Annotated in this window: 31 protein-coding genes; 2 read left to right on the forward strand and 29 right to left on the reverse strand. The window is 55.2% G+C overall.

The annotated features are described in order from the left end of the window. Positions 1 to 295 precede the first annotated feature (295 nt). Positions 296 to 670: an SLOG family protein gene (locus tag CHB79_RS06690; protein WP_176443148.1), complete on the forward strand. Its 375-nt coding sequence runs from the start codon at positions 296 to 298 to the stop codon at positions 668 to 670. 6 nt (positions 671 to 676) lie between these two features. On the opposite strand, the gene CHB79_RS06695 is transcribed toward CHB79_RS06690, so the two are convergent. Both CHB79_RS06695 and CHB79_RS06700 read right to left on the reverse strand, forming a co-directional pair. Further along, positions 677 to 1,141 (reverse strand): DUF2514 family protein, encoded by a 465-nt coding sequence (locus CHB79_RS06695; RefSeq protein WP_176443149.1) that lies wholly within the window; start codon positions 1,139 to 1,141, stop codon positions 677 to 679. Next, positions 1,138 to 1,614 carry a hypothetical protein gene (locus CHB79_RS06700; protein ID WP_089359327.1) on the reverse strand — a complete coding sequence of 159 codons (477 nt, stop codon included), beginning with the start codon at positions 1,612 to 1,614 and terminating at the stop codon, positions 1,138 to 1,140. Before CHB79_RS06700 ends, CHB79_RS06695 begins: the two co-directional genes overlap by 4 nt. Positions 1,615 to 1,758: 144 nt before the next feature. On the opposite strand from CHB79_RS06700, the gene CHB79_RS06705 reads away from it, so the two are divergent. Beyond that, positions 1,759 to 2,844, forward strand: coding sequence for an acyltransferase family protein (locus CHB79_RS06705; RefSeq protein ID WP_089359328.1), 1,086 nt, complete (start codon positions 1,759 to 1,761; stop codon positions 2,842 to 2,844). Here CHB79_RS06705 and CHB79_RS06710 read toward each other — a convergent pair. The 27 genes from CHB79_RS06710 to CHB79_RS06840 form a co-directional block, all read right to left on the reverse strand. After that, on the reverse strand, positions 2,841 to 4,910 hold the full coding sequence (locus tag CHB79_RS06710) for a sialidase family protein (RefSeq protein WP_089359329.1): 2,070 nt from the start codon (positions 4,908 to 4,910) through the stop codon (positions 2,841 to 2,843). The two genes, CHB79_RS06705 and CHB79_RS06710, sit on opposite strands and share 4 nt — an antisense overlap. Before the next feature lie 65 nt (positions 4,911 to 4,975). Next, a complete protein-coding gene (locus CHB79_RS06715) occupies positions 4,976 to 7,453 on the reverse strand; it encodes a hypothetical protein (RefSeq protein ID WP_245851380.1) in 2,478 nt (825 codons plus the stop codon). Positions 7,454 to 7,527: 74 nt separating this feature from the next. Continuing rightward, the gene (locus CHB79_RS06720; RefSeq protein WP_089359331.1) at positions 7,528 to 9,282 is read right to left on the reverse strand and encodes a hypothetical protein; all 1,755 of its coding nucleotides are present in this window, start codon (positions 9,280 to 9,282) and stop codon (positions 7,528 to 7,530) included. Beyond that, positions 9,279 to 11,396, reverse strand: a complete 2,118-nt coding sequence (locus tag CHB79_RS06725) for a hypothetical protein (protein ID WP_089359332.1) — start codon at positions 11,394 to 11,396, stop codon at positions 9,279 to 9,281. The genes CHB79_RS06720 and CHB79_RS06725 overlap by 4 nt, the downstream gene beginning before the upstream one ends. Continuing rightward, on the reverse strand, positions 11,396 to 11,833 hold the full coding sequence (locus CHB79_RS06730) for a hypothetical protein (RefSeq protein ID WP_089359333.1): 438 nt from the start codon (positions 11,831 to 11,833) through the stop codon (positions 11,396 to 11,398). The genes CHB79_RS06725 and CHB79_RS06730 overlap by 1 nt, the downstream gene beginning before the upstream one ends. Further along, positions 11,824 to 12,288 (reverse strand): hypothetical protein, encoded by a 465-nt coding sequence (locus CHB79_RS06735; RefSeq protein WP_089359334.1) that lies wholly within the window; start codon positions 12,286 to 12,288, stop codon positions 11,824 to 11,826. The genes CHB79_RS06730 and CHB79_RS06735 overlap by 10 nt, the downstream gene beginning before the upstream one ends. Next, the gene (locus CHB79_RS06740) at positions 12,275 to 14,428 is read right to left on the reverse strand and encodes a phage tail protein (protein WP_245851435.1); all 2,154 of its coding nucleotides are present in this window, start codon (positions 14,426 to 14,428) and stop codon (positions 12,275 to 12,277) included. Before CHB79_RS06740 ends, CHB79_RS06735 begins: the two co-directional genes overlap by 14 nt. A 155-nt stretch (positions 14,429 to 14,583) precedes the next feature. Continuing rightward, on the reverse strand, positions 14,584 to 15,180 hold the full coding sequence (locus CHB79_RS06745) for a phage connector family protein (protein WP_089359336.1): 597 nt from the start codon (positions 15,178 to 15,180) through the stop codon (positions 14,584 to 14,586). A gap of 59 nt (positions 15,181 to 15,239) precedes the next feature. Further along, entirely contained in the window at positions 15,240 to 15,431 is a 192-nt protein-coding gene (locus CHB79_RS06750) for a hypothetical protein (protein WP_089359337.1), read from the reverse strand. After that, complete coding sequence (locus CHB79_RS06755) at positions 15,424 to 15,816, reverse strand: Bbp16 family capsid cement protein (RefSeq protein WP_089359338.1); 393 nt, start codon at positions 15,814 to 15,816, stop codon at positions 15,424 to 15,426. Before CHB79_RS06755 ends, CHB79_RS06750 begins: the two co-directional genes overlap by 8 nt. 11 nt (positions 15,817 to 15,827) lie before the next feature. Continuing rightward, a complete protein-coding gene (locus tag CHB79_RS06760) occupies positions 15,828 to 16,823 on the reverse strand; it encodes a major capsid protein (protein WP_089359339.1) in 996 nt (331 codons plus the stop codon). 19 nt (positions 16,824 to 16,842) lie between these two features. Then, complete coding sequence (locus CHB79_RS06765) at positions 16,843 to 17,478, reverse strand: hypothetical protein (RefSeq protein ID WP_089359340.1); 636 nt, start codon at positions 17,476 to 17,478, stop codon at positions 16,843 to 16,845. Beyond that, positions 17,471 to 17,812 carry a Bbp19 family protein gene (locus tag CHB79_RS06770; RefSeq protein ID WP_089359341.1) on the reverse strand — a complete coding sequence of 114 codons (342 nt, stop codon included), beginning with the start codon at positions 17,810 to 17,812 and terminating at the stop codon, positions 17,471 to 17,473. Before CHB79_RS06770 ends, CHB79_RS06765 begins: the two co-directional genes overlap by 8 nt. A 2-nt stretch (positions 17,813 to 17,814) precedes the next feature. Then, on the reverse strand, positions 17,815 to 19,500 hold the full coding sequence (locus CHB79_RS06775) for a portal protein (RefSeq protein ID WP_089359342.1): 1,686 nt from the start codon (positions 19,498 to 19,500) through the stop codon (positions 17,815 to 17,817). 2 nt (positions 19,501 to 19,502) lie between these two features. Further along, on the reverse strand, positions 19,503 to 19,775 hold the full coding sequence (locus CHB79_RS06780) for a hypothetical protein (protein ID WP_089359343.1): 273 nt from the start codon (positions 19,773 to 19,775) through the stop codon (positions 19,503 to 19,505). A 2-nt stretch (positions 19,776 to 19,777) separates the two neighbouring features. Further along, entirely contained in the window at positions 19,778 to 21,241 is a 1,464-nt protein-coding gene (locus CHB79_RS06785) for a phage terminase large subunit family protein (RefSeq protein ID WP_245851382.1), read from the reverse strand. Further along, positions 21,210 to 21,836: a hypothetical protein gene (locus tag CHB79_RS06790; RefSeq protein WP_089359344.1), complete on the reverse strand. Its 627-nt coding sequence runs from the start codon at positions 21,834 to 21,836 to the stop codon at positions 21,210 to 21,212. The genes CHB79_RS06785 and CHB79_RS06790 overlap by 32 nt, the downstream gene beginning before the upstream one ends. A 2-nt stretch (positions 21,837 to 21,838) precedes the next feature. Further along, positions 21,839 to 22,048 (reverse strand): DUF7940 domain-containing protein, encoded by a 210-nt coding sequence (locus CHB79_RS22485; RefSeq protein ID WP_089359345.1) that lies wholly within the window; start codon positions 22,046 to 22,048, stop codon positions 21,839 to 21,841. Then, complete coding sequence (locus CHB79_RS06800) at positions 22,045 to 22,293, reverse strand: hypothetical protein (protein ID WP_425439583.1); 249 nt, start codon at positions 22,291 to 22,293, stop codon at positions 22,045 to 22,047. Before CHB79_RS06800 ends, CHB79_RS22485 begins: the two co-directional genes overlap by 4 nt. A 197-nt stretch (positions 22,294 to 22,490) precedes the next feature. Then, positions 22,491 to 22,853 (reverse strand): antiterminator Q family protein, encoded by a 363-nt coding sequence (locus tag CHB79_RS06805; RefSeq protein WP_089359346.1) that lies wholly within the window; start codon positions 22,851 to 22,853, stop codon positions 22,491 to 22,493. After that, complete coding sequence (locus CHB79_RS06810) at positions 22,841 to 23,218, reverse strand: VRR-NUC domain-containing protein (RefSeq protein ID WP_089359347.1); 378 nt, start codon at positions 23,216 to 23,218, stop codon at positions 22,841 to 22,843. Before CHB79_RS06810 ends, CHB79_RS06805 begins: the two co-directional genes overlap by 13 nt. After that, the gene (locus CHB79_RS06815) at positions 23,215 to 23,505 is read right to left on the reverse strand and encodes a DUF1364 domain-containing protein (RefSeq protein ID WP_089359348.1); all 291 of its coding nucleotides are present in this window, start codon (positions 23,503 to 23,505) and stop codon (positions 23,215 to 23,217) included. The genes CHB79_RS06810 and CHB79_RS06815 overlap by 4 nt, the downstream gene beginning before the upstream one ends. Beyond that, positions 23,502 to 23,906: a recombination protein NinB gene (locus CHB79_RS06820; protein WP_089359349.1), complete on the reverse strand. Its 405-nt coding sequence runs from the start codon at positions 23,904 to 23,906 to the stop codon at positions 23,502 to 23,504. Before CHB79_RS06820 ends, CHB79_RS06815 begins: the two co-directional genes overlap by 4 nt. Beyond that, the gene (locus CHB79_RS06825; protein ID WP_089359350.1) at positions 23,899 to 24,108 is read right to left on the reverse strand and encodes a hypothetical protein; all 210 of its coding nucleotides are present in this window, start codon (positions 24,106 to 24,108) and stop codon (positions 23,899 to 23,901) included. Before CHB79_RS06825 ends, CHB79_RS06820 begins: the two co-directional genes overlap by 8 nt. A 117-nt stretch (positions 24,109 to 24,225) precedes the next feature. Continuing rightward, positions 24,226 to 25,023 (reverse strand): hypothetical protein, encoded by a 798-nt coding sequence (locus CHB79_RS06830; protein ID WP_089359351.1) that lies wholly within the window; start codon positions 25,021 to 25,023, stop codon positions 24,226 to 24,228. Continuing rightward, positions 25,007 to 25,912: a helix-turn-helix domain-containing protein gene (locus CHB79_RS06835; protein WP_089359352.1), complete on the reverse strand. Its 906-nt coding sequence runs from the start codon at positions 25,910 to 25,912 to the stop codon at positions 25,007 to 25,009. Before CHB79_RS06835 ends, CHB79_RS06830 begins: the two co-directional genes overlap by 17 nt. After that, entirely contained in the window at positions 25,909 to 26,163 is a 255-nt protein-coding gene (locus CHB79_RS06840; RefSeq protein ID WP_089359353.1) for a helix-turn-helix domain-containing protein, read from the reverse strand. The genes CHB79_RS06835 and CHB79_RS06840 overlap by 4 nt, the downstream gene beginning before the upstream one ends. Between the last annotated feature and the right edge of the window lie 38 nt (positions 26,164 to 26,201).

Here is a 26,201-nt window from a genome sequence, read left to right on the forward strand (position 1 = left end):
ACAATTAGTTTTGTCAAAATATTGGGGAGGTATTGGGGAAGTCATTTGCCCCCAATAAAATCAATGACTTATACCCTATTCGGCATAAAAGCCTGGAACGCCAAACTAAACTGCTGCTTATCCTTTTAAATCAATGACTTGCAATATAAATAACGCCTCGCAATGAGGCGTTTTGCAAGACTTCCCGACCCAACAAAATCAAAGACTTATGGTTGTATTTTGGGGAAGATATTTCGCGCCCTCCTGCCCGTCCTGGGCCTTATACTCAATCCAAACCAACACCAGAGACACAGCAATGTCCGTACGCATAATTGCCTGCGGTGGCCACAAGTACAAAGATGGCGCTTACGTCTACGAGCTCCTTGATTACATCCACCGCACCCGGGTCATAGCCGAGATTATTCGCAGCAACGACCGGGGCGCTGATCAGTTAATCGCGGCTTGGGCAAAGAGCCGGGGCGTTCCCTGCACTGTGATCGAAGCTCAGCGCACGACCCTGGGCGATAAAGCAGACGAAGCCCGGAACAGGTCCATGCTCGAGCTAAAGCCTGACGGCATGGTCGCCTTCCCGGGTGACTCCGACACCGGCAGCCTGAGAAAAGCAGCAGAAGCGGCCGGCGTGCCTGTCCATTGGGTTAAATGGTTTGGAGCGGATAAGGCGAGTTATTGATTTAGGTTAGAGGGCGTCGTAAGACTTTTCGCAGGCCCTTCCTGCATTCCCACGCCTTTGAGCTTCTTGAGCCATTGCTCGGCCTGCTCGTTCCACTTCTTCAAGCAAGTCGGTAAGCACAGCGGTTGAGTCGGCCCCTGCCTGGCTTCCGTTGGTAGCACTGGCACAACTGGAGCGGGCACGCTTGATACGGTCGAGTTCTGCGCGCAGGCCGTCAGCAGTAGCCCCAGCGACAGTGGCATCAATAGCTGCAGCATCGATCTTGTCTTGAGCATCTTTACGAATCCCCTCTATTGCCGTCTGACGGCGTTGTTCCTCTGATCGAGCCTGGTCCAGGGCTATGGAGTTTCGGCGCTCAACATCGGCCACGTAGGCAGTGTGATTTGCCTCCCAGCGAGCGCCATTAATCCACGCGCCCGAGAGGAAAACCGCTAATAGAGTGGCGACAATGGCAAGATTCCGCACGCTCATGAGGTTAAGCATTGTGCCGCCTTGGCGTACAAGTCGCCCCAGGTGTCAGGGTGAGGTTTACCTGGTCGCCAGATGCGCAGATACAAATCCCAAGCCCCGGCACTATCACCGACCTTTGGCAGGCGCGCCGGATCAGTCCAAAGCAGCAGTCGAGCAAACGCAGCGGCCAGAACATCATCAGTCTCCAGTCGCTGGTAAACCTGATCGGGAATCGGCCTGACGTTGCGCGCACCGCACACCTTCAATGCATGCTCACGACTTACCGGATGCTGAATTACCCCAGCTACTCCGCCTCCTCGCTCGAACTGCCAGAAGCCACGCGCAGGGCCTCCGATCTGCCGTCGATGCTTAAAGCGGCTTTCCTGCAACCCTATAGCCAGCAGCATCAATTCAGCCTCAACGCTTTTCATGCGCGCAGGCAAAAGCTGGAAGGCAGGCGTGATTGCCTGCTCCCGAATTTCAGAGAGGGTCATGATTTACTCCGGATTGTTAGATCGCGTGCAGTTCGCGCATACCCTAAATGAAGGCTTTACCTTCAAACTCGCCTCGCGCAGATCGCTGATGTACCATCCCGCGTCTGCTGGTGGATCATTTAACAGCTTACTTTAGGAAAGAAAATGCGAGTCCATTCAATTGATTACCTACGTGGCGCGATGGCCTCCGCAGTGCTGCTATATCACTTTGCATCATGGTCGGTTGGCGGCCAAGCAAGCGACACCGTTCTCGGCAAGCTGGGGATCTATGCGGTATCGACGTTCTACATCATCAGCGGCATGTCGATGTTTATCGCATATCGAAAAAGTGAATGGTCGATGGGCGAGACATTTACATACTTGATAAAGCGCTTTTTCCGTATAGCCCCGCTTTTTGCAGTAGCAACGTTATCCACCATATTGGTGGTTAAGATCATGAAGCCCGCTTACGTGCCTGATACCGCGAACCTAATCGCCAACCTAACGCTTGCTTTTGGCTTCTATGCGCCAACCAAATACATCGCAACAGGCGGCTGGTCGATTGGTAACGAGATGGTCTTTTATTACTTCTTCCCGATACTGGCCTTGCTGGTAAAGCGCCCTGCTCTTTTTGCCTGGGCGTTTATCGGCACGCTTGGTGTCTATGCGTTTTATGCGTTCTCTGTTCTCGGTACTGCCAAAGATATTGGCAGCGGATGGGCTGACTATGTACACCCAGCAAACCAAGGCTTCTTGTTCCTAGCCGGGGTAGCGCTAGGCAAGCTGTATATTGATGGCGTGATTATTAAGCAAAAGACAGCACTGCTAACGCTGGGCTTAGCTGCTGCAGCATTCGTTATTTATCCAGCGTCAGGCAATCAGATATCGATCGTTACAGGCTTTAACCGCCTGGCCTTTACAGGCCTGCTGGTGGCCATCGTTTATTCGGTTGCTTGTATTTCCATTAACACTGAGTCAATCGCGCATGCAGTGATGGAAAAGCTTGGGGAGTTGTCATATTCGATTTACATGTTGCACGGTGTTATCGGTATGGCTGCAATGAACCTAATTGCGCCGCACTTTGGTATCACCGAAAAGCTAGATAAGCTTTATCTGCTGCTGTTTGGCGCGCTTCCTTGCACGCTAATTGCCAGCTTGCTTGTGCATAAATTTATTGAAATGCCAGCGATGAAGCTAGCTAAGGCAATCTCTCCGAAAAGAAACGCCCTTCCAGCAAGCCAACTCTATTAGATCCAAGCACGCACACGGTAGAAGCCGCTCGTTACGCGCGCTCCTGTCGTGGCGTCAAACCCGCCAAAGTATGCAGTACCCCACACGGCGGCACCGGTTCCGACTCTGATGTTTGTAGCTCCAATCTCAACCTGGGCACCGCTACCCTTGTTCGCCCCATCATTGAAGAAAGATGCATAAACCTTTGTCCACGTTGTTGGGTTAGAGCTTGATGCGTACTCGACCTCAACCCGGCGCGGTGGATGCTGCAGCCCGTGTGCAAACGTATAGAGCGTTGAAGCTACAACAGCGGTCCAGTCGCTTTCATAGTCTGGAAGGCTTCCCATGTTGGCCTCAAACTGGAAAGCACCTGATGCTGATGCTGACAGCTCACGGAACACGGTCCCCAATATGCGGCGCCCACCGAGCACAACCTGGCTTTGATAGCCTGAGTCGGACGGAGCACTGTAAACAGATGTCCGGTCAGACCACCCCGCCGCGCCCGCCGCAGCCTTCGATACGGGAATGGTGCGGTAGTAGCAGAAGTGCTGGGTTCGATTCGTATAGAACAGAACAACGTGCGGGGTGCCACCTTCTGAGTAGACATAAGAAAGCGATGGCGAAACGACAACATCAGTTGAATCACCATTTTGGGCAGTCACGTCGCCCTGGTCGGTCCATGTCGTACCACCATTAAGCGAGACGAACTGACGAAGCTTGCCGCCCGCACCTGAGCCAATACGCGCAACCGCGAGAACCGCCGCACCACCCAGATCGAGATAGGCAGTTTCGTTATAGGCAATTGCACCACTGTAGACAGTGGCGCCCTCTGTCCAAGTATCCCCGCCGTTTGTGGACTCAAGCCAACGCAACTGGTAAACAGCGCCGGTCGCAGTGTAGTAAGGAATGACGAACTTATTGCCGATTTGGAACCCTTTGCCATGGGCAAATCGGTAATCAGTCGCACCCTTGAGAATCGTCTGCTTGAGTGACCACGTAGCGCCGTAGTCATCCGATGCAAACACATGCAAGTCGCCAGTCTCGTAAACCGTACCTGCGCAGATAATCCTGCCGCTAGGCATAGTCCCGCCCGCAGCATCACGAAAGTCATCACCACCCGCAGCAGTTGCAATGATGGTCGGTTCATTCCATGTTCCATCTTGCCCAATCTTGCTAAAAGCCAAACGCCCGTCAGTGCCACCAGTGTGGTCAGTCGCAGTACGAAAAATCAGGTAAATCTCACCAGTTGGCAATAAATCCATTTGCCCAAAGTGGTCATAAATAGCCCGATAGAGCGCCTTGCCTACAACACGCTGAGGAAAGGTATCGAACCGCGCAAGGGTGTTGACCCTGTTTTCTCGGGCTATACCAATCAAATTCCCGTTAGGGATTGCCAGTTTTAGCTCGATATCGTCGGCGCGATCCTCAAGATCAACTAAGGCATCTTCAACGGTTTCAGCGCCACGCCCAATAAACTCCGCCCCGTCAGGACCCGATAGATCCTGAACAACATGCGCCACCATATCGGGACCGATGTAGATAACGTTTTCCGCGTTGTTAACCGGTCCTTGGCCTGCCTCCAGAAGCTGTGCTATGTACTGCTGAGTCCATAATTTGGTTGCAGCATCTTGATCATTGACAGGATCGCCAACGTTCACAATACGATGCCCTTTTGCATCCCACTGGTTTCCAGCTTCGTTTAGGTGAAGCGAGCTATCTGTGGCTTGAGCGACTTGCTGAATCATCATCACCAGCAAGTCAAATACATCCTCATGCACTTCAGCAAAGAATTTGCCTTGGTTGCGCAAGTCAGTAAGCTGAAGAAGATCAACAAGGCGGGTTACTTTCACGCTGTAACCAGAAGCCGGAGCAGCCGCCAGGAAGGTGATGCTGCCGCCATCGTCATCGCCAGCACCCTGCACACTGTAATCTGAGTTAAGGATTTGAAGGGTTGCGATCGATGTTGCGGTTTCAATCAGAAATACAACCAGGTCGGCGTCCTGATTGAATTTGTACCCAACAGGAAAAACAGTTGTTACGCCATTACCGATGCCAGTTGCGACGTTAGTTGTGGTCTGCACGGTCATGCCGTTGCTCCTTTTGCGGGCAATAAAAAGCCCGCTCTAAGGCGGGCTGATTTAATAATTTGCTGTTAGTTGGCTATGCCAAGCGGGTCTTGATAATTCTGAGAAGGCTTGAGCAAGAATTTTTGCGCATTCTGTTTCTCTATACGGCGCTCCATACGGCGCAATGATCCGGGATTCAACGCCTCTTGAACGCTGTATAGAAATAGGTAATCTGCCGCCGCTCGGGTGTAAAAGAGATTTGCGAACGGGGTGTTCTGTATGGCGTACCGGAATGATGCCGCTGCAGCGTCGTCACCGTCGCGCATTCGTGCGTACAGATCATATCCGCCATCAATCAAACCAAGAGTCGGCCCTGATAACGACTGAGTAAGCCCGCCACCAAATCTGTTGGCTTGACCGAACAGGAAGTCACCGTATAGACCAAGCGCCCCGCCTTGCAGCATTGCTGCCACCCACGTTTTAGGATCGTCCGCTGGTCTTGGCTCACGCCCCTTAAGCATGTCTTTTGTTGCCATGGCGCCATAGCCAAACAAGGTGGTCCACAACATGAGCTGCGCTACGCCCGTTTTTTCACCGCCTCCATTTTTAAGCGACTGAATGATCTCTTTGCCAGCACCAGCACCATACGCGCTCGGCGTGTAGCCACGACCGTATAGCTCGCGGCCAATCGACTTTTGCAAAACAGCGATCGGGAAAGCCTTGAACTGACCGACAAAACGGAGCAGTTCACCGGAAATAGTGCCCGGCTGGGTGCCGCGGCGCATGATCGCCCGGGTGCGTGCGTCTGGCTCGATCACCGCATAACTCGCCCGGTCAGTCACATAGCTGCGCAGTTGACCGCGCAAGTCCTCGCGCAGCTCGCCGATTGCAGCGTTGTTTACTGTGCGGCCCTTGCTGGTCAAGTACGCTGATAGGTCAGCCTCAGGTATTGAGTCAATGCCTTGGGTGGTCATGTACTCGCGGCCATCTGCCTCTTTTGAGGCGGTGCCACGGATAAGGTCCCATCGCCCGCTATCAAACTCAAACAGCTCCAGTGTTCGGCGTAGGTCTGGGTTGAGCTGGTCCCATCCAGCGCCCTTTTGATATGCCAGGTTGTGGCTCATCATCAAGGCCGCCGTAGACCGCATGGTGTCAGTCCACCAGGTCAGGCCGTTCAGCTTAAAAAACATCTGCTGTGCGCGGCTCATTTTCCCACCCAGCGTATCGTCGGCACTGAACTTGCTGACCACATCGCCGCGCACGTTATCGAAGAACACGCCAAGGCTGGATAGAATTTCGCGCTGATCTTCGGATTTTCGGCCAGCCATAAGGCCGCCGATAAGATCACCCATTGATCCCAGCATGCCCTTGCCCTGATACCGAAGCTCGCTCGCTGCGACTGGCAGGTCAGAAACAGCCGAGATAACCGCCCCACCCAGCTTGGCCATTGATTGCCAGGCACGGATATTCGAGGCAACCCGGGCGCCTACTTGGTTAACTGCGATACGGGCCGTGCCGTCCACCTCAGCAAAACGAGTCTTTAGCAGGCCGCGCCGGTCGTCGTTGAACTTGCGCAACCCGTCTGGATCGTTTTTATAGTCAAGCTGCAGTTCATCCAGCGCAGCATTAAAGTTCGCTTCCGGGTTGGTCCCCAGTCGTCGCATCAGCCCTGTACGCTCTCCCATGGCATCAATGCCGCCAAGGAATGACTCGCGCAAAGATCCCGTGCCATAGACTTTGTTGTATTCATTCCACGCCAAACCATCCTTGAAGTGCAAGACTCGCTCGGCGCTTACCTTTTTGGCCAGGTTGCGAGGCCCTTTAAAGCCGCTCGGGTCTGGCGTGCCGGTCTTTAAGTGAACACCAGAAACAAGGCCGTTGTAAGTGGCCAGCAAAAATCCGTCTCGATCGGCGTTGCCCGCAAAGGTTCGCTCGTCCAGCAGTGGCAATATCTCATCGCGCCACTGTTGGTAACCTGCGCGGCGCAACTTATACGGGTCATGTGACTGTCGCACCACATAACCAGGTAGCTTGTTAATGAAAGCTCCGGCGCGGTTTGCATCAATGCGCGCTGTCTCCTGGTACTTCTGCATGATTTTGGCAATGGCTTGAGCTTCTGTGCCAATGCCGTCAAGCGGCTTATCCATACCGATACGCCACAGCGCGTCCGCAATGTCCTCCTCCAGGTCGCCGCGAGTGAGAAACGGCATAAGGCCGTCACGCTCAATGTCATTCAGAAAGCCGGCAATGTAGCCCTGAGCAAGCTGCTTTTGCTCGGCAGCAACGGACCGGCGCGAACCTGATCGAGCGACGTTGGTCCCCACAAGGAATGACTCAAGTCCAATATCAGGCCGATCCGCCCACTGGTTGCGGATATAGCCAACCAGTTCCGCGCGGCGACGTGCATTGAGCATGGCGTTGCGCTTCTCAATCACAGCGGCAAGTTTGACCTTGCGGCTAAGTTCGTCCGCCGCTCTCAATGCTGCTTCCTCAGTGCTTTGGGTGTCGTCCGTCGCCTGAAGCTGTTTGATTCGGCCTTGTAGCTCTTCCTGAATCTCGATCATTTCCTCAAGGTTGAGTTCGCGCCCAGCTGCTTTAGCGGCCGCCTGGATCTTATCAATGCAATCGTTTGCGCTCATTATGTCCTCAACTGGCAGAGTGCTGCTGCACGGTAGGCCGCTGCATAGGCGTCAGCGTCTTGTGAGACTGTGTTGGCTTCCTTCAGGTATGGCTCAACGTCCACGCCAGCCTGCTCTGCCATTTCATAGGTAAGCGCTTCCTCGTCGGCGAGCATCTTCTCCGCACCCTCAAGATCCGTTGGATCAAGGGCGTCTGATGTTTGGTCGGCGGCATAGCTGGCCACTTCGCCTTCTGGGTCGGCTACTGTTTTAACCGGTTCCTTGAGTCTGGCCAATGCGGCATCCCGCTTGATCGGGTCTGCTAGATCGAAAATGGCCTGCACATCGATTGGCCGCCCGGTCACGGCCTGAGATACCGCCGAGCGCAAAGCGCTTTCTCTGACCTGCCACGGCGCATTCTCTGCAACTGATCGAGCCGTGTTATTTAGGCCAAAGCCGCTCTCTATCTCACTTGCACGCCCACCGACCCGCTCCTTGAATTGCTCCGGCAGTTCCCCGCGCTCAAGCCTGCCAAGCTCTGCTCGCGCCTGCTCTGCTTGGCGATTACCCTCCAGCGACTGCTCCATTTCAGCCTGGCGTTCCGTAAGCTCTTGGCGCTCAAGGGCGACTGACTCACGCGCAGCCCTTTCCGCTTCCTTGCGTGTCATTTGCTGAGATTGGAACTGCTTGGCTCTCTCCTTGAACGTAGCGTCAAGGCCGTTGGCCCGCTTAGTGATCGCGCTTATCTCGGTTCTGATATCGGCGATATTGGGTAGCTTGCCGTTGGCTATCTCTTCCAGCTCAGCCCGAATGGTCGGCGTCAGCTCTTCGGTCGCCTGAATCCGGGCAGCCTCTGCAATTTTTGGGCGGTCGGCTTCAATGGCCCGCCGTAGGGACTCATTGAGAGCCGTCATCGGATCATCATCGCCGCGCAGTATTGCCATGTCGCGCAATGCTCTTTGCTCGACAGTCGCGCCTGGCGCATTGTCTACCGCGCCAGCGGTTGATGCGCTTAAAGACCCCGAAAACATCCCGCCTGCCGTCCGCCGCGTATCTGAAACATAACCGCCGGCAGCATGCAGCCCGCCGCCCAGCACAGTGCCGAAAGCGATGTTCAACAGGCTGTCGGTCATATCGTAGTCAGACTGGTCTTGTGCGGAAGCATGCAAAACCAGCGGCTCTACCAGTGCGGCACCTACAGCACCCTCAAGCGCACCGACCCTGGCGCGAACACCAAACCTTGCCGCGCGCGTAGTGGCTCGGGCCAGCATGGACGCATACCGCGCCTCACCGACAATAGGGACAAATGCCGACGCGATGTTGATGGGGTCAATCGCCGATGCAGCAAACCCAGCAAGAAGCTGCACCGGAACCGTCGAAACAGGCGCGTTGTCGAGCACAAACTTGCGCTGCGTCTCTGCTTTTTTCCGGGTCATCAGGATGTCGAGCGCGCCCTCGCGAATGCCTTCGTCACCAATCGTGAGTTCAAGGCCTGATTCCTTTACCCGCTCCCGCGCTTGTTCGGCGCTCAGTAGTGGAGTAGTTGGCGCCTCTCGAACTTCCGGGGCAACATAACCCCAGCCCTGTTGCTCGTTCTGGATTACTCGCCCTTTTTCCGCCTGGTCTAGCTCGCTTGAACGGCGCAAGGCCATTGTCGGGTTTTCAAACAGCGCCTGATCAAAGGCCGCTTCTGCTGTATCTCCCTGCCCACTCACTACATCGTCGAGCAAGTTTCTCTGGCGATCGACAATCAGGCCGTCCGTATAGATTGTCATTGCTCTGCACCTTGGCCGCTAAGGCGTTGCTTTTCAGCGTTAATCATCTTCTCGCGGCCTTCATTGAAGCGATCAAAGAGCGACGGAACCTTAGCCGATTCACCGGCAAGATCATCCCACCCTTGAATGATGGGGTTGCCTTCCTTGTCGAGAACAGCGCCGCCACCGTAATACAGGGCAAGGCCTGACTCGTCTGGTGCTGTCACCCAGTATGCGTCCTTGCTCAGCGCAGCCTTGACGCGCTCTTTGGCAAAGTCTTCGCTCACGCCGCTAGGCACAGCAAAGGCAATCGTGCTGGGATCAATGGCGTCAATGAACTTCTCGGCGCCATCCTCAATAATGTCGGCGTCAAGCTGCTTGGGCGCCCGCCAGCTGCCCTTGATGGTGTACTTGTCGTCAATAAGCGACTTAGTTGCCAATTCGGCCGCATCGGCATAGCTCTTGCCTTGCCTCATATAGGCATAGGTCAGGCGCTCAGCCTCATCATAAAGAGTGGTAAACGTGCGCTCACCGCCAGCCTGGCCCGCCAAAGTGTTGCGAAACTCTGCAAATCGGTCATTGAGAGTTCGTTTAGCCTCAGTGGTGTCAGTGCTATCCAGTCCTTTCTTGAGGTCAGCGGTTTTGATTGGGGCGATACGTGCAAGTGTCGATGCGGTCTGCTGATCGACACCTGTTCCGATGACCAATGCCGCGCCCGGGAGCTTGCCTTGCAGCTGGCTAAACACTTGCGGCCAGTGCTTGCCCCACTGCCCTTGCAGTTGCTCGATCATCTTGGCGGCGTTGTCGCCACCATCGGTAGTGTTTGAGAAGCTGGCGGCAATGCTTGCTGCCTGGTTGTCGGTTAATAGTTTGGGAGACGCCACGCCAAGGCGTTGCTGTTCAGCAATGGTTGCGTTTGCATATGCATCAGCATCAGCCGGGTCCCCGCTCGACAAACCCTGCGCAGCGCGTTTCACTATTTGACTGCGTGCGGCCACATACTGCGCCGGGTCACTCTGCATTTCAGAGCCCAGGCGAGACGCTGCATTGATCAGCGTGCCGTATAGTTTGGCGTCTTGCTGAAACCCAGCGCTGGCCACGCCGTCTTTTGCCGGGTTGAAGTCATTGATGATCTGCTGGCGCTCTTCCGGGCTGGCGCTTGCAATACTCTGGATGGCGCGCCCAAGGCCTTGCGCTTTAACAAATTGCTCATAACGCTTAGCACCATCCTCGGCGCCATAGCCCGCAATAAACTCTGCTTGCGATGGCGGGTTTTCGTAATCAAAGCCCGACAGGTACGCAGCCGACGCATCAGAAACCCGTGATGACAGCTCAGCTCGGCCAATGGCCTGAAGCTGCTTAGCCTCAATTTCTCGAGACTTGATTTCACGGCTGATCAGGTTGTCGACGCGCACTTGGTCTTCAGCCGTCATCCCGCCTTGCTGCTGCTCGAAGTAGCTTTTTGCCTTGTAGGGATCATCATTTGCAAGGCGCTGAATCACGCCAGTCATCATTGAACTGTTCGTTTTAAGCAGTTCGGCCTGGGTGAGTTCTTCAGCTGTACCTTTACGCTGAGCTCTCGACTTTACGAGCGCAGCCGCCTGCTGCTGGTACTGTGCAATTTTTTCAGGCTGATTGTAGTAAAGCGCGGCGCCCTGCAAAGTTGTTTCCAGAGACCCGGCATCAACCTCATCCTTATACACCTGGTTTTGCTGGAACTCGTAGCGATTGAACTCCTGCCCAAACTGAGCACGCTTGGCTAATCGGTAATCATCAAAGCGCTTTTTTACTCGCTCATTCTGAATACCGCTCGCGATTTCGTCATACTTCGTATCAAGCTCAGCTGTTCCAATATTGGTTATGTCGGCAGCATTCTTGCCCTTACGGGTATAAAGCCCTGTCTCGGGGTTGAACTTTAAATCTTGCTCGTATTCATCATATGCCCGGGCAGCCTCCTTGACTTGCGCCGTCTCTGCCTCTTCGCGCTGCTTTTGCACCTCACGCATAACGCCGTTTTCAGCTTGCTCCAAGCCGCGAGTAAGCCCTGATACATCCGGTGCGCGCATACTGAAACCTTGCGCGCCAGTGCCTGCCAGCTGAACCTGGCGCCCTTCTATTGCCGGTACGCGTGCCATTATGCGCCACCCTGTCCGAACGTATAGGCCTTCTCGACGCCGCCCAGGATAGAGCCGACCGCCTCCATCTTTCCTTGATATTTAGCAAGCTTGCCCTGTCGCCGCTGATCCATTGCTTGAACCTGGTAGCCGTATGCTTCGCGTGACGCGTTATTCATGAGCGTGAGCGCATCCAGTTCACCCAGAGCTGCGCTGTCGTTTTGAATCTGCCCCGCACTTCCGGTATTAACGTCGATACCGTTTGCAGCAAACCCTGTCCGCTGGGCCCCGATAACCTGCTGTGTTTGCCGGCGCTGCTCGTCCGCACTAATTGCGCCTCTTGCAATGGCGTCAGCGGCTGCTCGATCAGATAGGCCGGCATTAACCTTTGCCACGCTATTAAGGTAATTGCCCTGCTCATTGGCGGCGTACGCGTTAAATAGATTGCTCACGCACATGGCGTTCTCCGCATCCAGAATCGTTTAAACAGCACGTCAAGCGGCCCGTATGGCTCAGGCTCGCCGAACTCGAAACCAAGCCATGTCAGCCAGCGAATGGCCGTAGTGTTCCTTACATCCACAAAATTAATCAGCAGCTCACTGCGAGTTAGCATTTCCTCAATCTCAGGCTTGCAAACCTGCAGGAAAGCTTTCGGGTGGCGGGTGACGTGAACAGTGCTGATAAGCCACGGCACGCCAACACCTTCTGAATGGGGCGCATCCCCAAAAACAGCCAACACCTTGCCATCCATGACAATCTTGCTGGCTTTGTAGCCAAGAGCACCTTCGCGCAAAGCCTGCTCAATAGGCGTCTGTAGAGCACCTTCAATTTCGTCACGGTCTGCCTGCCGAACAATGCGCGAAACACCCAGGATATCGGCCTCAAGTAGAGGCAAAACCTTAGCCTTTGCCACTGACCACCACGTCTGGAATCAATGCCAAGATTGTCAAAGGCAATGGATCTGGCTGCTGGATGTATACGCGCCCAGCCTCGCCCCATACGGTTTGAATCTTCAGCTCACTCACGCCGGTTACTGTGCTCACCGGTGCGTCATAGGTCACTCTGTAGTCAGCTTTTTGCTCATAGAGCTTGTCGCCCTGCTTGGGTCCAGCCCAAAAATTCCTTGATTGCTCAAGGAAAACTGTCACACCCGGGATTACCTTGCGCTTATCGAGCAGCGTTTCCTGGCCCGGAAAGTCGACCTCTAACGTTTCCAGTTCGGCAGCATATGGAAGGCCTACATGAACCACTGCTGACGCATATTCAAGACTGATTGATCCACCGATAACCTGCCTCTGCGGATGCACATCACCATCAGTCAGCACTGAAACGGTTTTCCCTTCAAGATGCCCAAGCCCAGACAGCGTTTCGGCCATGAGCGCCCAATCACTCACCATAATGTCACGCAGGCTTTCCGGGCAAACCTCTAGTAGCTTGGCGGTGACAGCCGTTGTCGACGTGTAAGCCGTGACCTGGACGCGCACAATGTCAGCACCTGATCGCAGTCTATAGGTGCGTCCAACACTGCCAAGGGTGAATGGTGCTGCGCCTGTTGCGGTAACGGTAACTAGCTCTGGATACTTCCAACTTGGCGCGCCAGTGAGTCGAAGGTAGGCCGTTGCAGATGTATTGCGGCCGTCATAGGTCAGGCCGCAATCTACAAAATACGCATCCTCCATCCGGTCAAACCGGCGCGATGCCATGCGCTCAACATAGCGCTTTGCTGTTCCGCTGATTGTGCGACGAACCAGCATGTAGAGCGCATCCTCATCACCCTCAGCAATACTGCAAACCGACTCCACAAACCCGTCAGTGTGATGCTGATGCCAGGCTATGAGTTCTTCCTCTGGCAGAAATGTCATACCAAGAAGCGCGCCGTCACTTCGAGCAGACCACACCAGCCGGTCCGGTATCTGCTGATAGGTCCAATCAACCAGCGTGTAACCGCGGAAAAAATGCGGCGAATACTTAGTCAAGTCGCCACCTGAAAACCCGTCGCTTTCAAAGCTATAAGCCAGCGATGCCACAGAGTTTGCCCGGGACTGAATGTAGATCGCGCTATTGTTGATAACGATGGGAGGGATTTTCGAGCTGCCGTTATAGCTCTGGATTTCAGCGCGCACTGTCTTGGGTGTCAGCCCAGAATCTGAGCCATCAATCACCCACTCACCACCTGTTGTCAGCCCAAGCAACTGACGCAACGGCAGCAGATGCCGATAGCGCTGGACCTGGCGTGATGCAATTGTGAACGTGATTGAGTCATCGTCTTTAACCGGGGTCGCATAACCGTAGTTGTTGAAGTTACCGGTCTTGCTCATCCATACGGTTTGAGGGTTGTTGTTGCTGCCAGCGAAGCAGAGACGCTGCTGGTAGTAACCAACAGCGCCCGGGTAGTTGCCAGCACCTACAAACGGATTGTTGCCATTAGGCGGCGTGTCAGTTTTGACGGCACCAATATTCACGTCCGTGAATGTGAGGGTGTCTGCGCGCCCGATAAATCCGTATATTCCTGACCCGGTATTGTCCTTGTAGATGTTGTAATAATCAGCGCCAACGGCAGCCGTCCACGTAAGCACGGCACCTGGTTTGTTGTCCCAGCTTGCCACGGTTGCAGCAGTGGATGGCAGGCTTTCCTCTATTACCTCGCCATCAATCACCGAGGTAACGACATACCCATAGTTAGACGTGTCGCCAGCTCCGCCTGAGCGTGCAGCAGCACCAAGCCCTGTCGGCGCTGAAATACTCGGAACGAAGCTAATTGTCGCCAGAGTCCAATCATCATGGTCAAGGCGCGACAAGTTGCGAGGCTGATGCGAAGGATGGACGATGGTCATCACATCAGCACTTTGCGTGAAATTAAGCTCGAACAACTGCGCAGCAGTGTATGGCGTGGCTATCTCATAAGGTGTGCCAGGACTTACCTCTACTATGCCTCCGTCTTTATAGACGCGCATGTACAGGCTGCCAAACTCCAGTACATAGGTTTGCTCGTCGTTGAACTCAAAAGGAATTAGGCGCGCTACCCCGTTGTCCTTGGTTGAGTTCAAGAACACTGTGCCCGGTCGATTCTTCACGCCGCCATAAGGCATGACAAAGAAATTACTGCACAGGCGCAGCCCGGTTTGATAGCGGGCAAGATCAGTGCGGGCCCACAGCGACGGGGCCAGCTCGCCAGAGGCAAATGATGGCTGATTAAGACTAATACCCATCAGTTGCGCACCGATACAAATTCAGACTCGGGCAGCTCATCTTCGTCGCTTTCGTTGAATGCCTGAGCTTGCGCCTGGTCTATCACGCGTGAGTAATTCTGCATGGCAGCGGCGTAGTTCTCTGGCCGCGCCTGCAACCCCATGGCCAGCTCGGCAGCAACCCGCCATGCAAGCGCGGACACGAATAGAGGGGGAAAGTAGGTGGTGTCTTCAACGCTTACCGTGTAAACCAGTTCGGCTTGCGGCATGTCGGCAACTATTGCCCGCCCACCTGAAGCGTTGATCACCTTGAATTTAGGCCGCAGCTCTGTAGAGGGCATGCGCATGCCTGGCAATGAAATGTACTGAGCCTGTAGGCAGTCAGTAGGATAGCGATAGCGGTACAGCCAGTTCACCGGCGGTGAGCCAATATCGGCCAAGTACACCCTGGCCTCAGCAAATGGCCACGGCGCAGCCTGCAAAACCTCTTCACGGCACGCGTCATAGTGCAAATCACACAACTCGGCAGCCTTGCTTTGCTCTGTGAGCGAATCAATAAACTGCGTCTGCCCGATACGGCTTAAGGCGATGTTGCAGATCTGAACGACACTGGCCATGTGCTTTCCTTTGGGCAATAAAAAAGGGCTCCGAAGAGCCCTCTTGGGGTTTGACGCAGTTAGGCGTCAGGCAGGTTGTCAGCTGGCTTGTCAGTTGATTCGTCGCCGACCTTAGCCTTGTCCGCCTTGGTCGCCTTCACCAGTTCAAGGTTGCTGCCGGGGCGGTCAATTTCCAGTTCCAGCGTTTCGCCTGGCTCATACAAGCGCCCGTTGATATACGAGCGCTCAAGCACTTTGTATGTCTTAGCCATTGGTCTGAACCCCCGCAACCACGCCAGCAGTGACCTTACCAGTGGTCGGCGCGGTGCCGGTCACGGTGTAGTTCACGCGCAAATAGCGCTCGGTCTTTTGAGGCAGAGTAATGACCGGCGTTTGATAGCCAGCCTTGAGTTCAGCCAGGGGCACGACAGTAGAGAACAGGGAGCGCGGCGAACTGAATGCCGAGTTGTCGTCTGTCTGTACGTCGATAGTCAGGCTGGTCAGGGTGTTGAACGCTTCGGTGACTTGGACCAGCAGCGGAATGCTGCCGTCCTTGCCCACGTCCTTAACGTCGCCGCGATCAATTACATCGGTCGAGGCGGCGGTTGCAGTGATGGCCTGTTGATTGGACATCAGCAGTTTGGCATCTAAAAGCATGATCGTTCTCCTTAAACCACGCGGGCTTCAGTGTTGAGCAGAGCGTCGCAACGCTTGATCGGGATGCCCAGCAGCTCAGGAATCTTGCGACCGGCGTACTCACCCAGGGTCAGGTTGACGTTCTTTTCTTTCATGGCCTGCAGGTGCAGGAATGTTTGCAGGGTGCGGTTGCAGTAAATGACCGTGCGACCTTCACCCTGCATTGGGTTTTCCAGCAGGTAGTAGGCTCGAATCATCTTCTCGATGAGGTCGGTGCCGGTAGCTGCGTCCTTGGTCAGGGTGGTCACATCGATATTCGCAATGCGCGCATTTGCACGCCAGTCGCGGACAGACATACCGATGTCCCACTTGAAGTGGTCGCGGTAGGCCTGGAACTCGCCGCCGTCATCGTCCTTTACGGTGTCTTCACCGAGGTTACGATGCTGGAAGCCGGCCACGCTGTCTTTTGGATACAGCAGGTGCGTGGTCATTTCGCCCCAGGTCACAAACCAGATCGATGCGTTGGTTGAGCCTGTGCCTTCGCCATCAACGATGTTTGCGCCAGACTCAGCAGAAAGATCGTTATAGCGCGGTGACAAGCCCAAGAATGCTTCTGGCTCGCTCTGGGTGTTGCCGTAGAACATATAGCGCGAGGCTTTGTTGTTGAAGCCCTGCAGCTTGGCGATGTTCTCAGACACGCGGAATGCGTCAGCATTGCCACTCAGGTCGGCCAGCGCCTTATCGACCTTGCCGTAGTCTTCCATCATGCCAGTGGTGTCAAGCACAGGCACAGTGGTCGACTTGCTTGGCTGGACGCCCTTGTTGAACATGCGCCATGTAGGCTCAGGAATGCCCGAGCGCATGGTGGTTTTGTGCTTGGAGCCGTCATTGCACTCCTGGTACTCGGCATCCATGAGGATGTCGTTCTGTTTAGCCATCAGCTCGACGATCTTCATGATCTTCTTCTGGCTATCTTCTCGGCTGAATTTATCCAGCAGAGTTGGCATGGTGCTTGTCAAAATACCCATGTTGGGAATCTCCTAACGTTTATTTGAATGCGTCAACAATCGTCATTTCTGCGGGCGCCGCCTGGGTTCCAGGCATAACAAGGCGATCCTCAGAAATTGCCTTTCCAATGCGATGACAGAACTTCACCAGCGCAGGGTGGTTACCCAGGCCGGAGTCATTCAGTAGGGTGCGCAGCGTGTCGTCTCCGAACGCCTGCATGGTTTTGGCTGCGATGGCTACGTTCTCGTCGTACTTCTCGCCGCCGAACTCAGGGTCGTTACGTACTGCCTCGGACCACTGCTTGCGCAAGCCTTCGCGACTTTCCGATAACGCTTGCTCTTGCTTCGCTGCCATGGCGCTTTGCAGGTCGATAAGCTTTTGTGCGCCTTCCTGGGTAAGGCCAAGTTCTTTGGCAATGCCCTTGAAGTCATTCAGCACATCAGCGTCAATCTCAGCGCCTTCGCCCACAGTGAAATCAGCGTATTCATCCGGCGGACCGGTCGGTTTGTCAGCTTGCTCGCCGCCCTTATCACCTTCGGCAACCTCTTCACCTGGCGCTGGCTGCGTCAGGGTTGTGGTTGATTCAGGTGTTGATGGCGGCGCATCCGACTGTGCAACTTCGGCTGGCGCGGCGGTGGTGTCCTGAGCTCCAGCATTGGTTGTTTCGTCAGTCATTGGATTCTTCCTCTACGTTATCCAGCTGTAGCTGGCGGTTACGCACAGCCTCGTTCGCCTCTTGAGTCATCAGGGCGTACAGGTCTGGGCAGAGTTGGTTGATTGCTTCTAGGTACTGGTAGCCGATCTGCTTCTTGCCCTCGGCGATGTTCATCAGCCCGCCGTGAGGGTTGAAGCTGGTGGCGAACAAGTTGCACTTACTCAGCAAGGACCACATGAAGCGCCTGCCCTGCTGGGTGTTCATCAGCGCCAGAAAGTCGGCCGTCTCTTGTTTGCGGGCGAGCTTGTCCAGCTGCTCGGCCTTCTCGGTAGCAGCTTGGTTTGCAGCGTTCATTGTTAGGCCCCGACCAGGGACGTGAGGGCGTTCTCGCTACTCACATCAGTCTCAGAAAGGAGCTTGGCGCCCTGTACTGCTGAGCCCATTTGCTCCATAGCGGCTTGCTGCTGCTGAGCCTTGGCGCGCTGCTCGCGAATCTGTTTAACCTGCTCCTGGCTGTTAAGGATTGCAGGCGGAACACCAATCATTGAGGCGTATTCATTGATCGTGCTGTCGAAGTTGATGTTGTCCAGCACGCCCTGATCGATACCGGCAAGGTTCCCAGCAAACCCAAGGGTCCGCTCAATACTGCCAACTCCCATGGCTTTCTGTGCTTGAGCCAAGATGCTGATGTACTCAACACGAAGGTCCATGCCTGCAAGCTCTTCAGGTGGCGGCGCCAGCAACGGCTTGCCTGGCAACAGGCCAGCCCAACGCGGCACGGACTGCTCAAGCATGATTGCAAAGGTGCGATCGATAAGCGGATCAAGCAATTCGTCGTTGAGGCGCTCGAGAACTGGCCCGAGCATCAGCATCTTCTCTTCTTTGCGCGCAGCAATCTCAGTGGCAGTGCGAACCGAATCCATCTGAGAAATCATCAGGAACAGGTCAACGAAGAACGCGGTGTCGATTCGGCCTTCGTGCGCCTGAATCTCGCCGCGCAACGCTGAATACCAAGTCGGATCAGGCGTGTAGATCGGCGAGAACTTCTGACCCGCAGCGCTTTCGGTCACGTAGGTGATATCGCCTGGAATGATCGATGCCTTCTGGCCTTTCAGCGAGGAAGGCGCGCCCATTGCCGGTGTCGCACCTTGCGCCAATAGCTGGGCCTTGCGCTTCTCCATGAGCTGCAGGGCTTTGTTGTCACCAATACACAGAGCGCCCGGGCCACGGCCATACACATCTTCGCCATTCACTTTCCAGCGCGGCGCCATGATCGGGAACTGCTCAAAGCCTGATTCGCTCAGCGTCTTATCGCTGTCGCCGCCCTTCTCCCAATAGACTGAGCGGTAAGCCATGTTCTTGTTGTCGCGCATGCCAGCGATGCGAGTGTCGTTCGGCTCGTTTGCGTGGCAGATATCCACCCAGGCATCAGGCTTGGTGTCGAGCAGGCTTTGTGCGGCGCTGGACATTTTCGCCCTGCCAAATTGCTGCTCCATCTGGCGCGCAGTCATTCGGAACTCGCGATACAGCGTGTCAACTTGCAACCGGTCACTGTTGGCCAGCATGAAACTGCCGATGGTGAACGGATAGAACCGCACCACATCACGCGCATCAGGCATCACTGCCATCGCACCAGTACCGAAGATGCCGGCCTCACCATACAGCGTGGTAAGCGTGTTATAGAGGTTCGACTTAGCGAATACCTCACGCATTGCCACTTCAGCCTGATTCAGCCAAAGCTTGACCGGTGCGTAGTTGGCGAGGCTTGGATCAGGCGTAGCCAGCTTGAACCATGGGCGCGCCGGGCTTGTGATCCCGTCACGCATGCCAGCCTCAAGCACGCGAGCTGCATACGTCGCTGTACCGTTGATAATTTTTTGATCGCGGCGCTTGCCGTCATTGGTGTCAGATAGGCACCAGCGCCCAGTGCGCGGTTCGATGTAGTCAGAAAGCTCGCGCCACGTTTCTTTCCAGCTACTGTCGCGCTCATTGCGCAGGCTAGACATGCGGTCGTCGAGCCTTTTGCGCAGAGTGTCGGCCATGATTAAGCGCCCAGCAGGGTTTTTTGCCCTGTATTTGCTTGCGTGGTCAGGCCGTTTGCGCCAGTGAGGATAGTGCTCGACTGCCCAGCGGCAGCAGCGCGGCGGCGCTTCTCGTCCTCACGCGCAGCAATGACGCCTGGATCTGCCTCTGTTGGGGTTGGGTCAACAGAGGCAGGGGCGTCTGGTGCCTTTGGTGGCTCCAGCGCTCCAGTGAACGCATCGGTAATCCCCAGCGTTGCCACTGAGGCAAGTTTCTTTAGCTTGCTGCCGCACATGGCTAGCTCCCTCCAAATGGGTCGTAATCAGATTTGTAAACGCCAGCCTCAGCAGGCTTGCACTGGAACCGCTGCAGAGCATTGCGGCGCATCATGTAGGCGTAACGAGTCGCCGAGATCAGGTCATCGTTAAGCTTCACGATCTTTCCTGTCTCGTCCCGGTGGTAACTCATCTTTTCTTCAAAGAAATCAGATAGGTGCGAGAACACCTTGAAGCGCCCGGTGGTCATGCGTTCATAGAGCTCGACCAAGCCAGCCTCGACGCCAACGCCGCCCTCTGGCCACGTAGCGTGAGTGCCCATCATTTGCCAGCCAGCATCGTCATAAGCTGCTTTCTGGTGAATGCCTGACGACTTCTCAGACTGCAGGCCGTCAGCAGCCCAGGCAGTTGGCACATATTGCGCCCATGCCTTGACCGATCCCCAGGCGGTTATTGGTGTGACCTTTGACTTCTTCCATGCGTGGGCCAGGTAAACCACATCAGACTCAATGTCGATCCAAAGCTGCACATGCGCTTGCGGGTGATCCCAACCAAAGTCCATGCCGTTGACTACCCAGAAATGAGCAGGACATTCAAACGGCGCACACTTGATCAGGTCGTCGCCGAAATCGAATATCAAGCCAGTACCAAGCAATGGCATACCTTTTGAGCGCATATCGCGCTGCCACTGCGGGTACATACCCAGCAGCTTGCGGCGCGTTTCTTCGGTTAAGTGAGGCGCGTCATCCCAAGTGGCGCGCTGCATGTACTGCCCTTCAGCGGGCTCATCCATGAACTGCACTACAAGTTCGGTGCGGCCATTCTCAGGCGTAAAGGTCAGTATTCCCCTGCCGCCCTTGCCGCCGTCACCTGTTGCCGTGCGGGTCAGTACCTGCGGGTAAATAGCTTTGTCGCGGGGTTCTTCGTCGATGTGATACCAATCAACGCTATCGCCCATGATTGCGTGCTGGCCCTGGCTGTATGACCAGAACTGCACAATCGCAATACCACCACTGGCGTGCCTGACTCTCACCTCGCGCATTGCGCCACTGGTGCCGGTAGCAGATTTCCAGTCGACAACACGATCAGCTGGTATAAGGCCGCCAATAAACTTGTTGCCTTCTGCCCTACCAAACAATGGCGCCTGGAGCAGGTCGCGTGTCTTCTCCATCGAGAAGCCAAGCAGCCAGCACAGTGGCGGGGCTTCGAACCTGTGGCCTTCCCAATCGTCTGGGTAATCGCCCAGCAAATGGATGGCATCTATGGTCAGGCCCGTCCGAGTCTTGCCCACCCGGTTTGCTGCCATAAGCATGCAAGACGTGTGATCGGCCGTTGCTGCAACAAACTTGGTTTGCCACGCATACAGCGACTCAAACTGAATCAGATGCTGCCTTGTCGCATCCCTGCGGCGTTTTTCCTCAAGCAGCGCCAGCAGCTCTATGCGTTCTTCCCGGTTACCCGGCAAGCTGAGCGATGCGGCGCTCAATTTCTTCGTCCGTTAATTCTTCATGCGGCTGACGTGGCAGCTCAGCGCCAACGTCATATGCCTGGCGCTCAAGGGTGATCAGTGTCTTCAGCGTCTCAGCCAATTCCTTCATCGTCTTGGTGCGCGACGGGAGGCTGATAACCTTCATGTACAGATCGTTTAGCTTGTCCTGGCCATTTTCATCAGGGGACTGAAGCAACTCGCCAAGCTGATCAAAGAGCTCGCGGTTATCGGTCATGCCTTCAAGCTCATCCAGCAGCTTGTTGGCCATCTTCCGAGAGCGCCCAATGTCCGTGCGGTGAGCAATGCGTATGTCAGCAATAACCTGCGCATTTGCCTCGATGATTCCGCGCTCGGTTGCCAGCTCTTCCTTGGAAACCTGTGTGGAAACCTCAGCTTTGGAAACCAGCGAATCAGCCTTGGCCTTGATCTTTGCCTTTAGGTCACGCTCCCAGCCATGGGTCTTTGCTCGCTTGTTGATGGCCGTGTGAGACACGCCGCACTCGCCGGCTATCTCTCGTACAGAAAGAACGCCCGCGCGGTAGAGCTTTTCGATGCGCTCCCAGTCTGGCTGCTTCTTCACTTCCCCGCTCATACTCAGTCCTTAGCCAGTGTTTCTTGCTTAACGGTCCGAGCAACAGCGGCAGCAATACCAACAATCGTGGCAAGCACTGCGAACACACCACCAGGCATATGCGGCTGCCATAGTGGCACCAGAGCTTCACAAGCAGACAGGGCGGCACTCAGCACAGCTAAACGTACCGACCAGAGTCGATACCATTGTTTGGCATGGGAAGCTGGCTTCACGCCTCATCCGCCTTTGTGCTGTCATTCTTGATGCGGCGCCATTCACGGAGGTAGCGCGGGATCAGCAAACCGATTTGCAATAGCGTGTACAGGGCAACCAGCATGTAGCTGATATTGGACCAGTCGATTGCGCCGGTCGCGCCAGTAATAGCCACTGCGACCGCCGGGGCCGCTTTCGTGGCTTCCGCCAGCGTATCAGTGGCTGCTTGGCTCATTGGCTTGGTACTCCTGGTTAACAGCTGCATACATGCCTCCTGCTTTGCAGGACTGTTGCGAGTGGAATAAAAAAACCCGCTCAGTGGCGGGCAAGGGTCTGCATGGGGATGCAGGCAAGGATTTTGGGCAATAAAAAACCCGGCTCGATGGCCGGGTTTCAACGCGGTAAAACCGCACTATGGGCACTAAGTTACGCCATGTGTAATCCACTGTCAACATGCGTAACTCATGCTGCAATATCGTGGCCGCACAGCGCTGAATCGACCCATGCACTGCCCACCATGACCAACTCCTGAGCCTTTACGTGCGTAATACCCATCAGCTTGCCAAGGTGCCGATAGCTGATGCCGTGCCGGTAATAATTCCACAGAGCCTGACCGGCTTCCGGATAGCGCTTCTCCAGTCGCGATACCAGGCGGTCGATGAGCATTGCGGTGTCGTCGGTGATGCATGGATCTAGCCCGCCACTCATTTGCACGTTGTCTCGCATTAGCGCGTAGCTTGGCGACACATAGCGCGGCACACCTACCTGGACGCGCAGCCACACCCCCCACTCCTGCAATAGATATGCTGTGTCTATCTGCTGCATGGTGCCTCCCCGAGATACCCTTGAATTGTCTTCTGTGCTGCATCGAACCCCTTGCACACAACTGCCATGAATCCCTGATCACTTAGCCATTGCAGCCAGTCGGCCTGCTCTGCTGATAACGCGCCGCCCTTGGAGCGCTTCATTTCTATGAACAGACCTGCAAAGCCATGGCGCGGCGTAAGCAAGTTCAAGTCTGGATAGCCAGCCCGCACACCGCCCGCCTTCAGCTTTGCCGCTGTAATCTTGTGCCGGTGGCCTCCGTTTGGGGTTGCGGCCAGCCTGCCCCGCATTGCCGGGTACTGCAGGTCAAACCACTTGACCAAAGCAGCCTGATCTTGATCCTCTGTTGGGGCTTTTACTTTCACGCTGCCACCTTCCCTTCCTTCAGCAGAATGGCCTGGGTGCGAATAACACCCTCAAGATGAGCAAGCGTTGCGCTATCCGGGTCAATGCGCCGGGTGCGACGGTCTACCTCGTCATGACAGGATGAGCACGCCCAGGCGCCAAGAAGATCGTGCGGCTTTATTCCAACACCACAGGTTCCAGCCAAGCGGTAATGCGCAAGCACGGTAGTAGCTGGGTCAAAGTTGCAGATACCAGGTATGCGAATCTGGCACTCACGGTCGCGGGCCAGCTTGGTTAGCTTGCTCATGCGGCTACTCCCCAGTAATCAACAGTAGTGAACTTGATTCCGTACTCAGCGCCAAATGCCTCCATCACATGGAACATGTCGTTGAACCACTTTTTGGATTGCTTGCGGGTAGATACGCCGAGAACAACGAAACCACCCTCCAAGCCGGGTACCGCTCGCTGCTGCTCTACCGATGCACTGAATACGTGTTTCCAGTCCTCGTCGCTCAGCATTTGGCCGTACCATTCTTTTTGGCGGGATATGTCGCGCAACATGGCCCACATGCGGCGATTCTGGGCATCACTGCGTACTTCATCCTTGATGCACCATGTCTTGCCCTCCGTAAGGCCTATGCGCTGGATAATCTGGATTGCGCGGGCCTTGTCTTGCTCTGTACGGATCGGGAATGATGGATTAGCCATGAGCCGCCTCCGGCACTGCCTCACCAACTCGCTTGCGCATATCAGAGACAAGCTGTTCATCAGCCTGGCTGACATGCACCACAAGCCCTGAAACAAACTCGCCTTCGCTGCATTGCGATTCAGCCTCAGCAAATGACGACGCTTTAACGGTGCGGCCGTACTGCCGGAAGTCTCGTATAAAGGTGATTTCGTAGTTGTCCATCAGCTCACACTCGCGCTTGGCCAAATGCTCTTTGCCACTGCCGAAGCAATCAGCTCGTCATCCATCAGGATCATGGTGAAAGGAGCGCAGCCCGGGATTGATATCTTCCAGCAGCGCTTATGCATGGCCAGGCTCCCTTGTTAACTGCCCAGCCTTGATTGCCGCCCTTTCAGCTTTTGCGCGAGCAACCCTCAGCTTCTTGCGCTCCCGGGCTGCGCGAATGTCAGCCTGCTTCTTGCGCTCTGCAGTTTTATCGGTGATGGCTTTCCGGACTTCTTGCCAGCGGGCGCGCATCTTCTCGCTTGGCTTGGCAGCCGGTGAACCCGAAAGCAGCCCAGCGATGGCCAGTCCGTCATTGGTGATTGGTTCATGAATTAGCTGCAGGCCGTATTCTTTGGCAGCTTCATGCGACAAACGCCCCATACGAACGCCCTCCTGAACAGCCATAAGTCGGCGCTGCGGGTCAAAACCCATTGATAACGACCAGTTGACGGGCTTGGCTTCTCGGCGGGCCGCATCAACAAAGCGGCTGTATGCCGAGATAAACGCCATACGGGCGCCAATCTTGTCTTTGGCCAGCAGGATTGGTCGGGCAGCTCCGAGCGCCAACTGAATTTCATCAGTGGTAACAACGCTGTCCGATTCGTCAGATGAAGCCAGTGCAATGCCCCATGCTTCATTAGGGTCAGGTCGGCCGTCTGCGGCCTGGATGCGCTGCATGATTGAAGCAAGGGTCAATTTGCCGGTCAGCTCGCGCCTGCATGAGCGGAGGGCCCCAGCAATTTCCTCAACCGAATAGTGCGCCAAGTCTTCAGCAATCATCTGCGCAGCACTTGCGCTGACGGTCTGCCCGAGCGTCTCGGCCGTTGCGCAAATAGCTCCAACCAGGTCGTTCAGATCATTGGAGGAAAGCATTCTTCACCCCCTTTTCACTGATTCGAGCGGCGGCTTCTTGCGCTGCGTTGATATTGGCCTGGGTGTTTTCCATCTGGCGGGCCGTGGTGCCGTTGATCTGTCGTCCGGTAACCCACTGGGTATGCAGTGATTCAGCCTTGCACAGCAGGCCGCTCAGGCTATGGCATTCGTTGATTAAGCGGGCATCGTTCACAGACAGGTAAAACACGGCAACCTGCGGCGCAACATCAGCGCCAAGGCGGTCAATTAGCTGAGAAACCTGCCCGCCGACCTTGGCGTTCCAAACAGGCCATGCGTTGTAGCGCTTGCGGTAAGCAAAAGCGTAATTAGCCCAGGTGCGGAACGTTTTGCAGGCCTGGTCTTTTGGGCCTGGCATGTCGCTTGGGATATCAACCTTAGGCTTGTCGAGTTTTCCGCCCTCAATCACAACCAGCCCGGTAGCGCTTGCCGCAACCGGTAATTCTTTCAGGTTTAATTCCGGGTTTAATTCCTGGTTAAAAGATTCCTGTTTTATAGGTCTGTGTGAACCTACCCCCTCAGTTCCCTGTGAACCTACCGTGGGTTCAGCCTGACCTATGGTAGGTTCACTCTGAACTGGGTTAGGTCTGTGTGAACCTACCCCTACCTCAAGGCAGAGACGGTATTGATTAGGCAGTTTGACACTGTTGGCTGAGCGGTTCTCTGTAACCAGAAAGCCGTTGTCTTCCAGTGACTGAATTGCGCGCTTAACGCTTGATACGCTCATGCCACAATCTTCCGCAATGCGCTTGTGCGAAGGGTCGCAGCGGCCTGTGTCATGGTTGGTGCGATTGGCCAGCATCAGCAAAACAAACTTCTCGCGCATTGGAAGCTTTATATCTACTGCCCAGGCCATAGCTTGGAAGCTCATGCCGACACCTTTTGAGCAATTTCGTACTGAGCAACACGAACCTGCTTGCCCTGTGCGTTGATGACGGCTACAGGCCGGGAGTTGATCTGCATACCACTCATGCGCAGATCGTTGATACGTGCAGCCAAGCGAAAGCATGAGAACTGCTTTAAGGCCTCGCCTGCCGTAATAGACTTGCCTGCTTCAAGCCAGCTGCGAATAGCGGCGGCCTGGCTGACAGAGGTATTGATGTTTTGGTTTGTGCTGTCCATAATCACCTCACGAACTGCTGTAACGAATAGCCACCATG

The organism is Pseudomonas segetis (genome assembly GCF_900188155.1).
Lineage (GTDB): Bacteria > Pseudomonadota > Gammaproteobacteria > Pseudomonadales > Pseudomonadaceae > Aquipseudomonas > Aquipseudomonas segetis.

Bases quoted from the DNA above. Each gene is read 5' to 3' on its own strand.
- CHB79_RS06690 (WP_176443148.1), top strand. From the start codon at position 296: ATGTCCGTACGCATAATTGCCTGCGGTGGCCACAAGTACAAAGATGGC.
- CHB79_RS06695 (WP_176443149.1), bottom strand. From the start codon at position 1,141: ATGAGCGTGCGGAATCTTGCCATTGTCGCCACTCTATTAGCGGTTTTC.
- CHB79_RS06700 (WP_089359327.1), bottom strand. From the start codon at position 1,614: ATGACCCTCTCTGAAATTCGGGAGCAGGCAATCACGCCTGCCTTCCAG.
- CHB79_RS06705 (WP_089359328.1), top strand. From the start codon at position 1,759: ATGCGAGTCCATTCAATTGATTACCTACGTGGCGCGATGGCCTCCGCA.
- CHB79_RS06710 (WP_089359329.1), bottom strand. From the start codon at position 4,910: ATGACCGTGCAGACCACAACTAACGTCGCAACTGGCATCGGTAATGGC.
- CHB79_RS06715 (WP_245851380.1), bottom strand. From the start codon at position 7,453: ATGATCGAGATTCAGGAAGAGCTACAAGGCCGAATCAAACAGCTTCAG.
- CHB79_RS06720 (WP_089359331.1), bottom strand. From the start codon at position 9,282: ATGACAATCTATACGGACGGCCTGATTGTCGATCGCCAGAGAAACTTG.
- CHB79_RS06725 (WP_089359332.1), bottom strand. From the start codon at position 11,396: ATGGCACGCGTACCGGCAATAGAAGGGCGCCAGGTTCAGCTGGCAGGC.
- CHB79_RS06730 (WP_089359333.1), bottom strand. From the start codon at position 11,833: ATGTGCGTGAGCAATCTATTTAACGCGTACGCCGCCAATGAGCAGGGC.
- CHB79_RS06745 (WP_089359336.1), bottom strand. From the start codon at position 15,180: ATGGCCAGTGTCGTTCAGATCTGCAACATCGCCTTAAGCCGTATCGGG.
- CHB79_RS06750 (WP_089359337.1), bottom strand. From the start codon at position 15,431: ATGGCTAAGACATACAAAGTGCTTGAGCGCTCGTATATCAACGGGCGC.
- CHB79_RS06755 (WP_089359338.1), bottom strand. From the start codon at position 15,816: ATGCTTTTAGATGCCAAACTGCTGATGTCCAATCAACAGGCCATCACT.
- CHB79_RS06760 (WP_089359339.1), bottom strand. From the start codon at position 16,823: ATGGGTATTTTGACAAGCACCATGCCAACTCTGCTGGATAAATTCAGC.
- CHB79_RS06765 (WP_089359340.1), bottom strand. From the start codon at position 17,478: ATGACTGACGAAACAACCAATGCTGGAGCTCAGGACACCACCGCCGCG.
- CHB79_RS06770 (WP_089359341.1), bottom strand. From the start codon at position 17,812: ATGAACGCTGCAAACCAAGCTGCTACCGAGAAGGCCGAGCAGCTGGAC.
- CHB79_RS06775 (WP_089359342.1), bottom strand. From the start codon at position 19,500: ATGGCCGACACTCTGCGCAAAAGGCTCGACGACCGCATGTCTAGCCTG.
- CHB79_RS06780 (WP_089359343.1), bottom strand. From the start codon at position 19,775: ATGTGCGGCAGCAAGCTAAAGAAACTTGCCTCAGTGGCAACGCTGGGG.
- CHB79_RS06790 (WP_089359344.1), bottom strand. From the start codon at position 21,836: ATGAGCGGGGAAGTGAAGAAGCAGCCAGACTGGGAGCGCATCGAAAAG.
- CHB79_RS06800 (WP_425439583.1), bottom strand. From the start codon at position 22,293: ATGCAGCTGTTAACCAGGAGTACCAAGCCAATGAGCCAAGCAGCCACT.
- CHB79_RS06805 (WP_089359346.1), bottom strand. From the start codon at position 22,853: ATGCAGCAGATAGACACAGCATATCTATTGCAGGAGTGGGGGGTGTGG.
- CHB79_RS06815 (WP_089359348.1), bottom strand. From the start codon at position 23,505: ATGAGCAAGCTAACCAAGCTGGCCCGCGACCGTGAGTGCCAGATTCGC.
- CHB79_RS06820 (WP_089359349.1), bottom strand. From the start codon at position 23,906: ATGGCTAATCCATCATTCCCGATCCGTACAGAGCAAGACAAGGCCCGC.
- CHB79_RS06825 (WP_089359350.1), bottom strand. From the start codon at position 24,108: ATGGACAACTACGAAATCACCTTTATACGAGACTTCCGGCAGTACGGC.
- CHB79_RS06830 (WP_089359351.1), bottom strand. From the start codon at position 25,023: ATGCTTTCCTCCAATGATCTGAACGACCTGGTTGGAGCTATTTGCGCA.
- CHB79_RS06835 (WP_089359352.1), bottom strand. From the start codon at position 25,912: ATGAGCTTCCAAGCTATGGCCTGGGCAGTAGATATAAAGCTTCCAATG.
- CHB79_RS06840 (WP_089359353.1), bottom strand. From the start codon at position 26,163: ATGGACAGCACAAACCAAAACATCAATACCTCTGTCAGCCAGGCCGCC.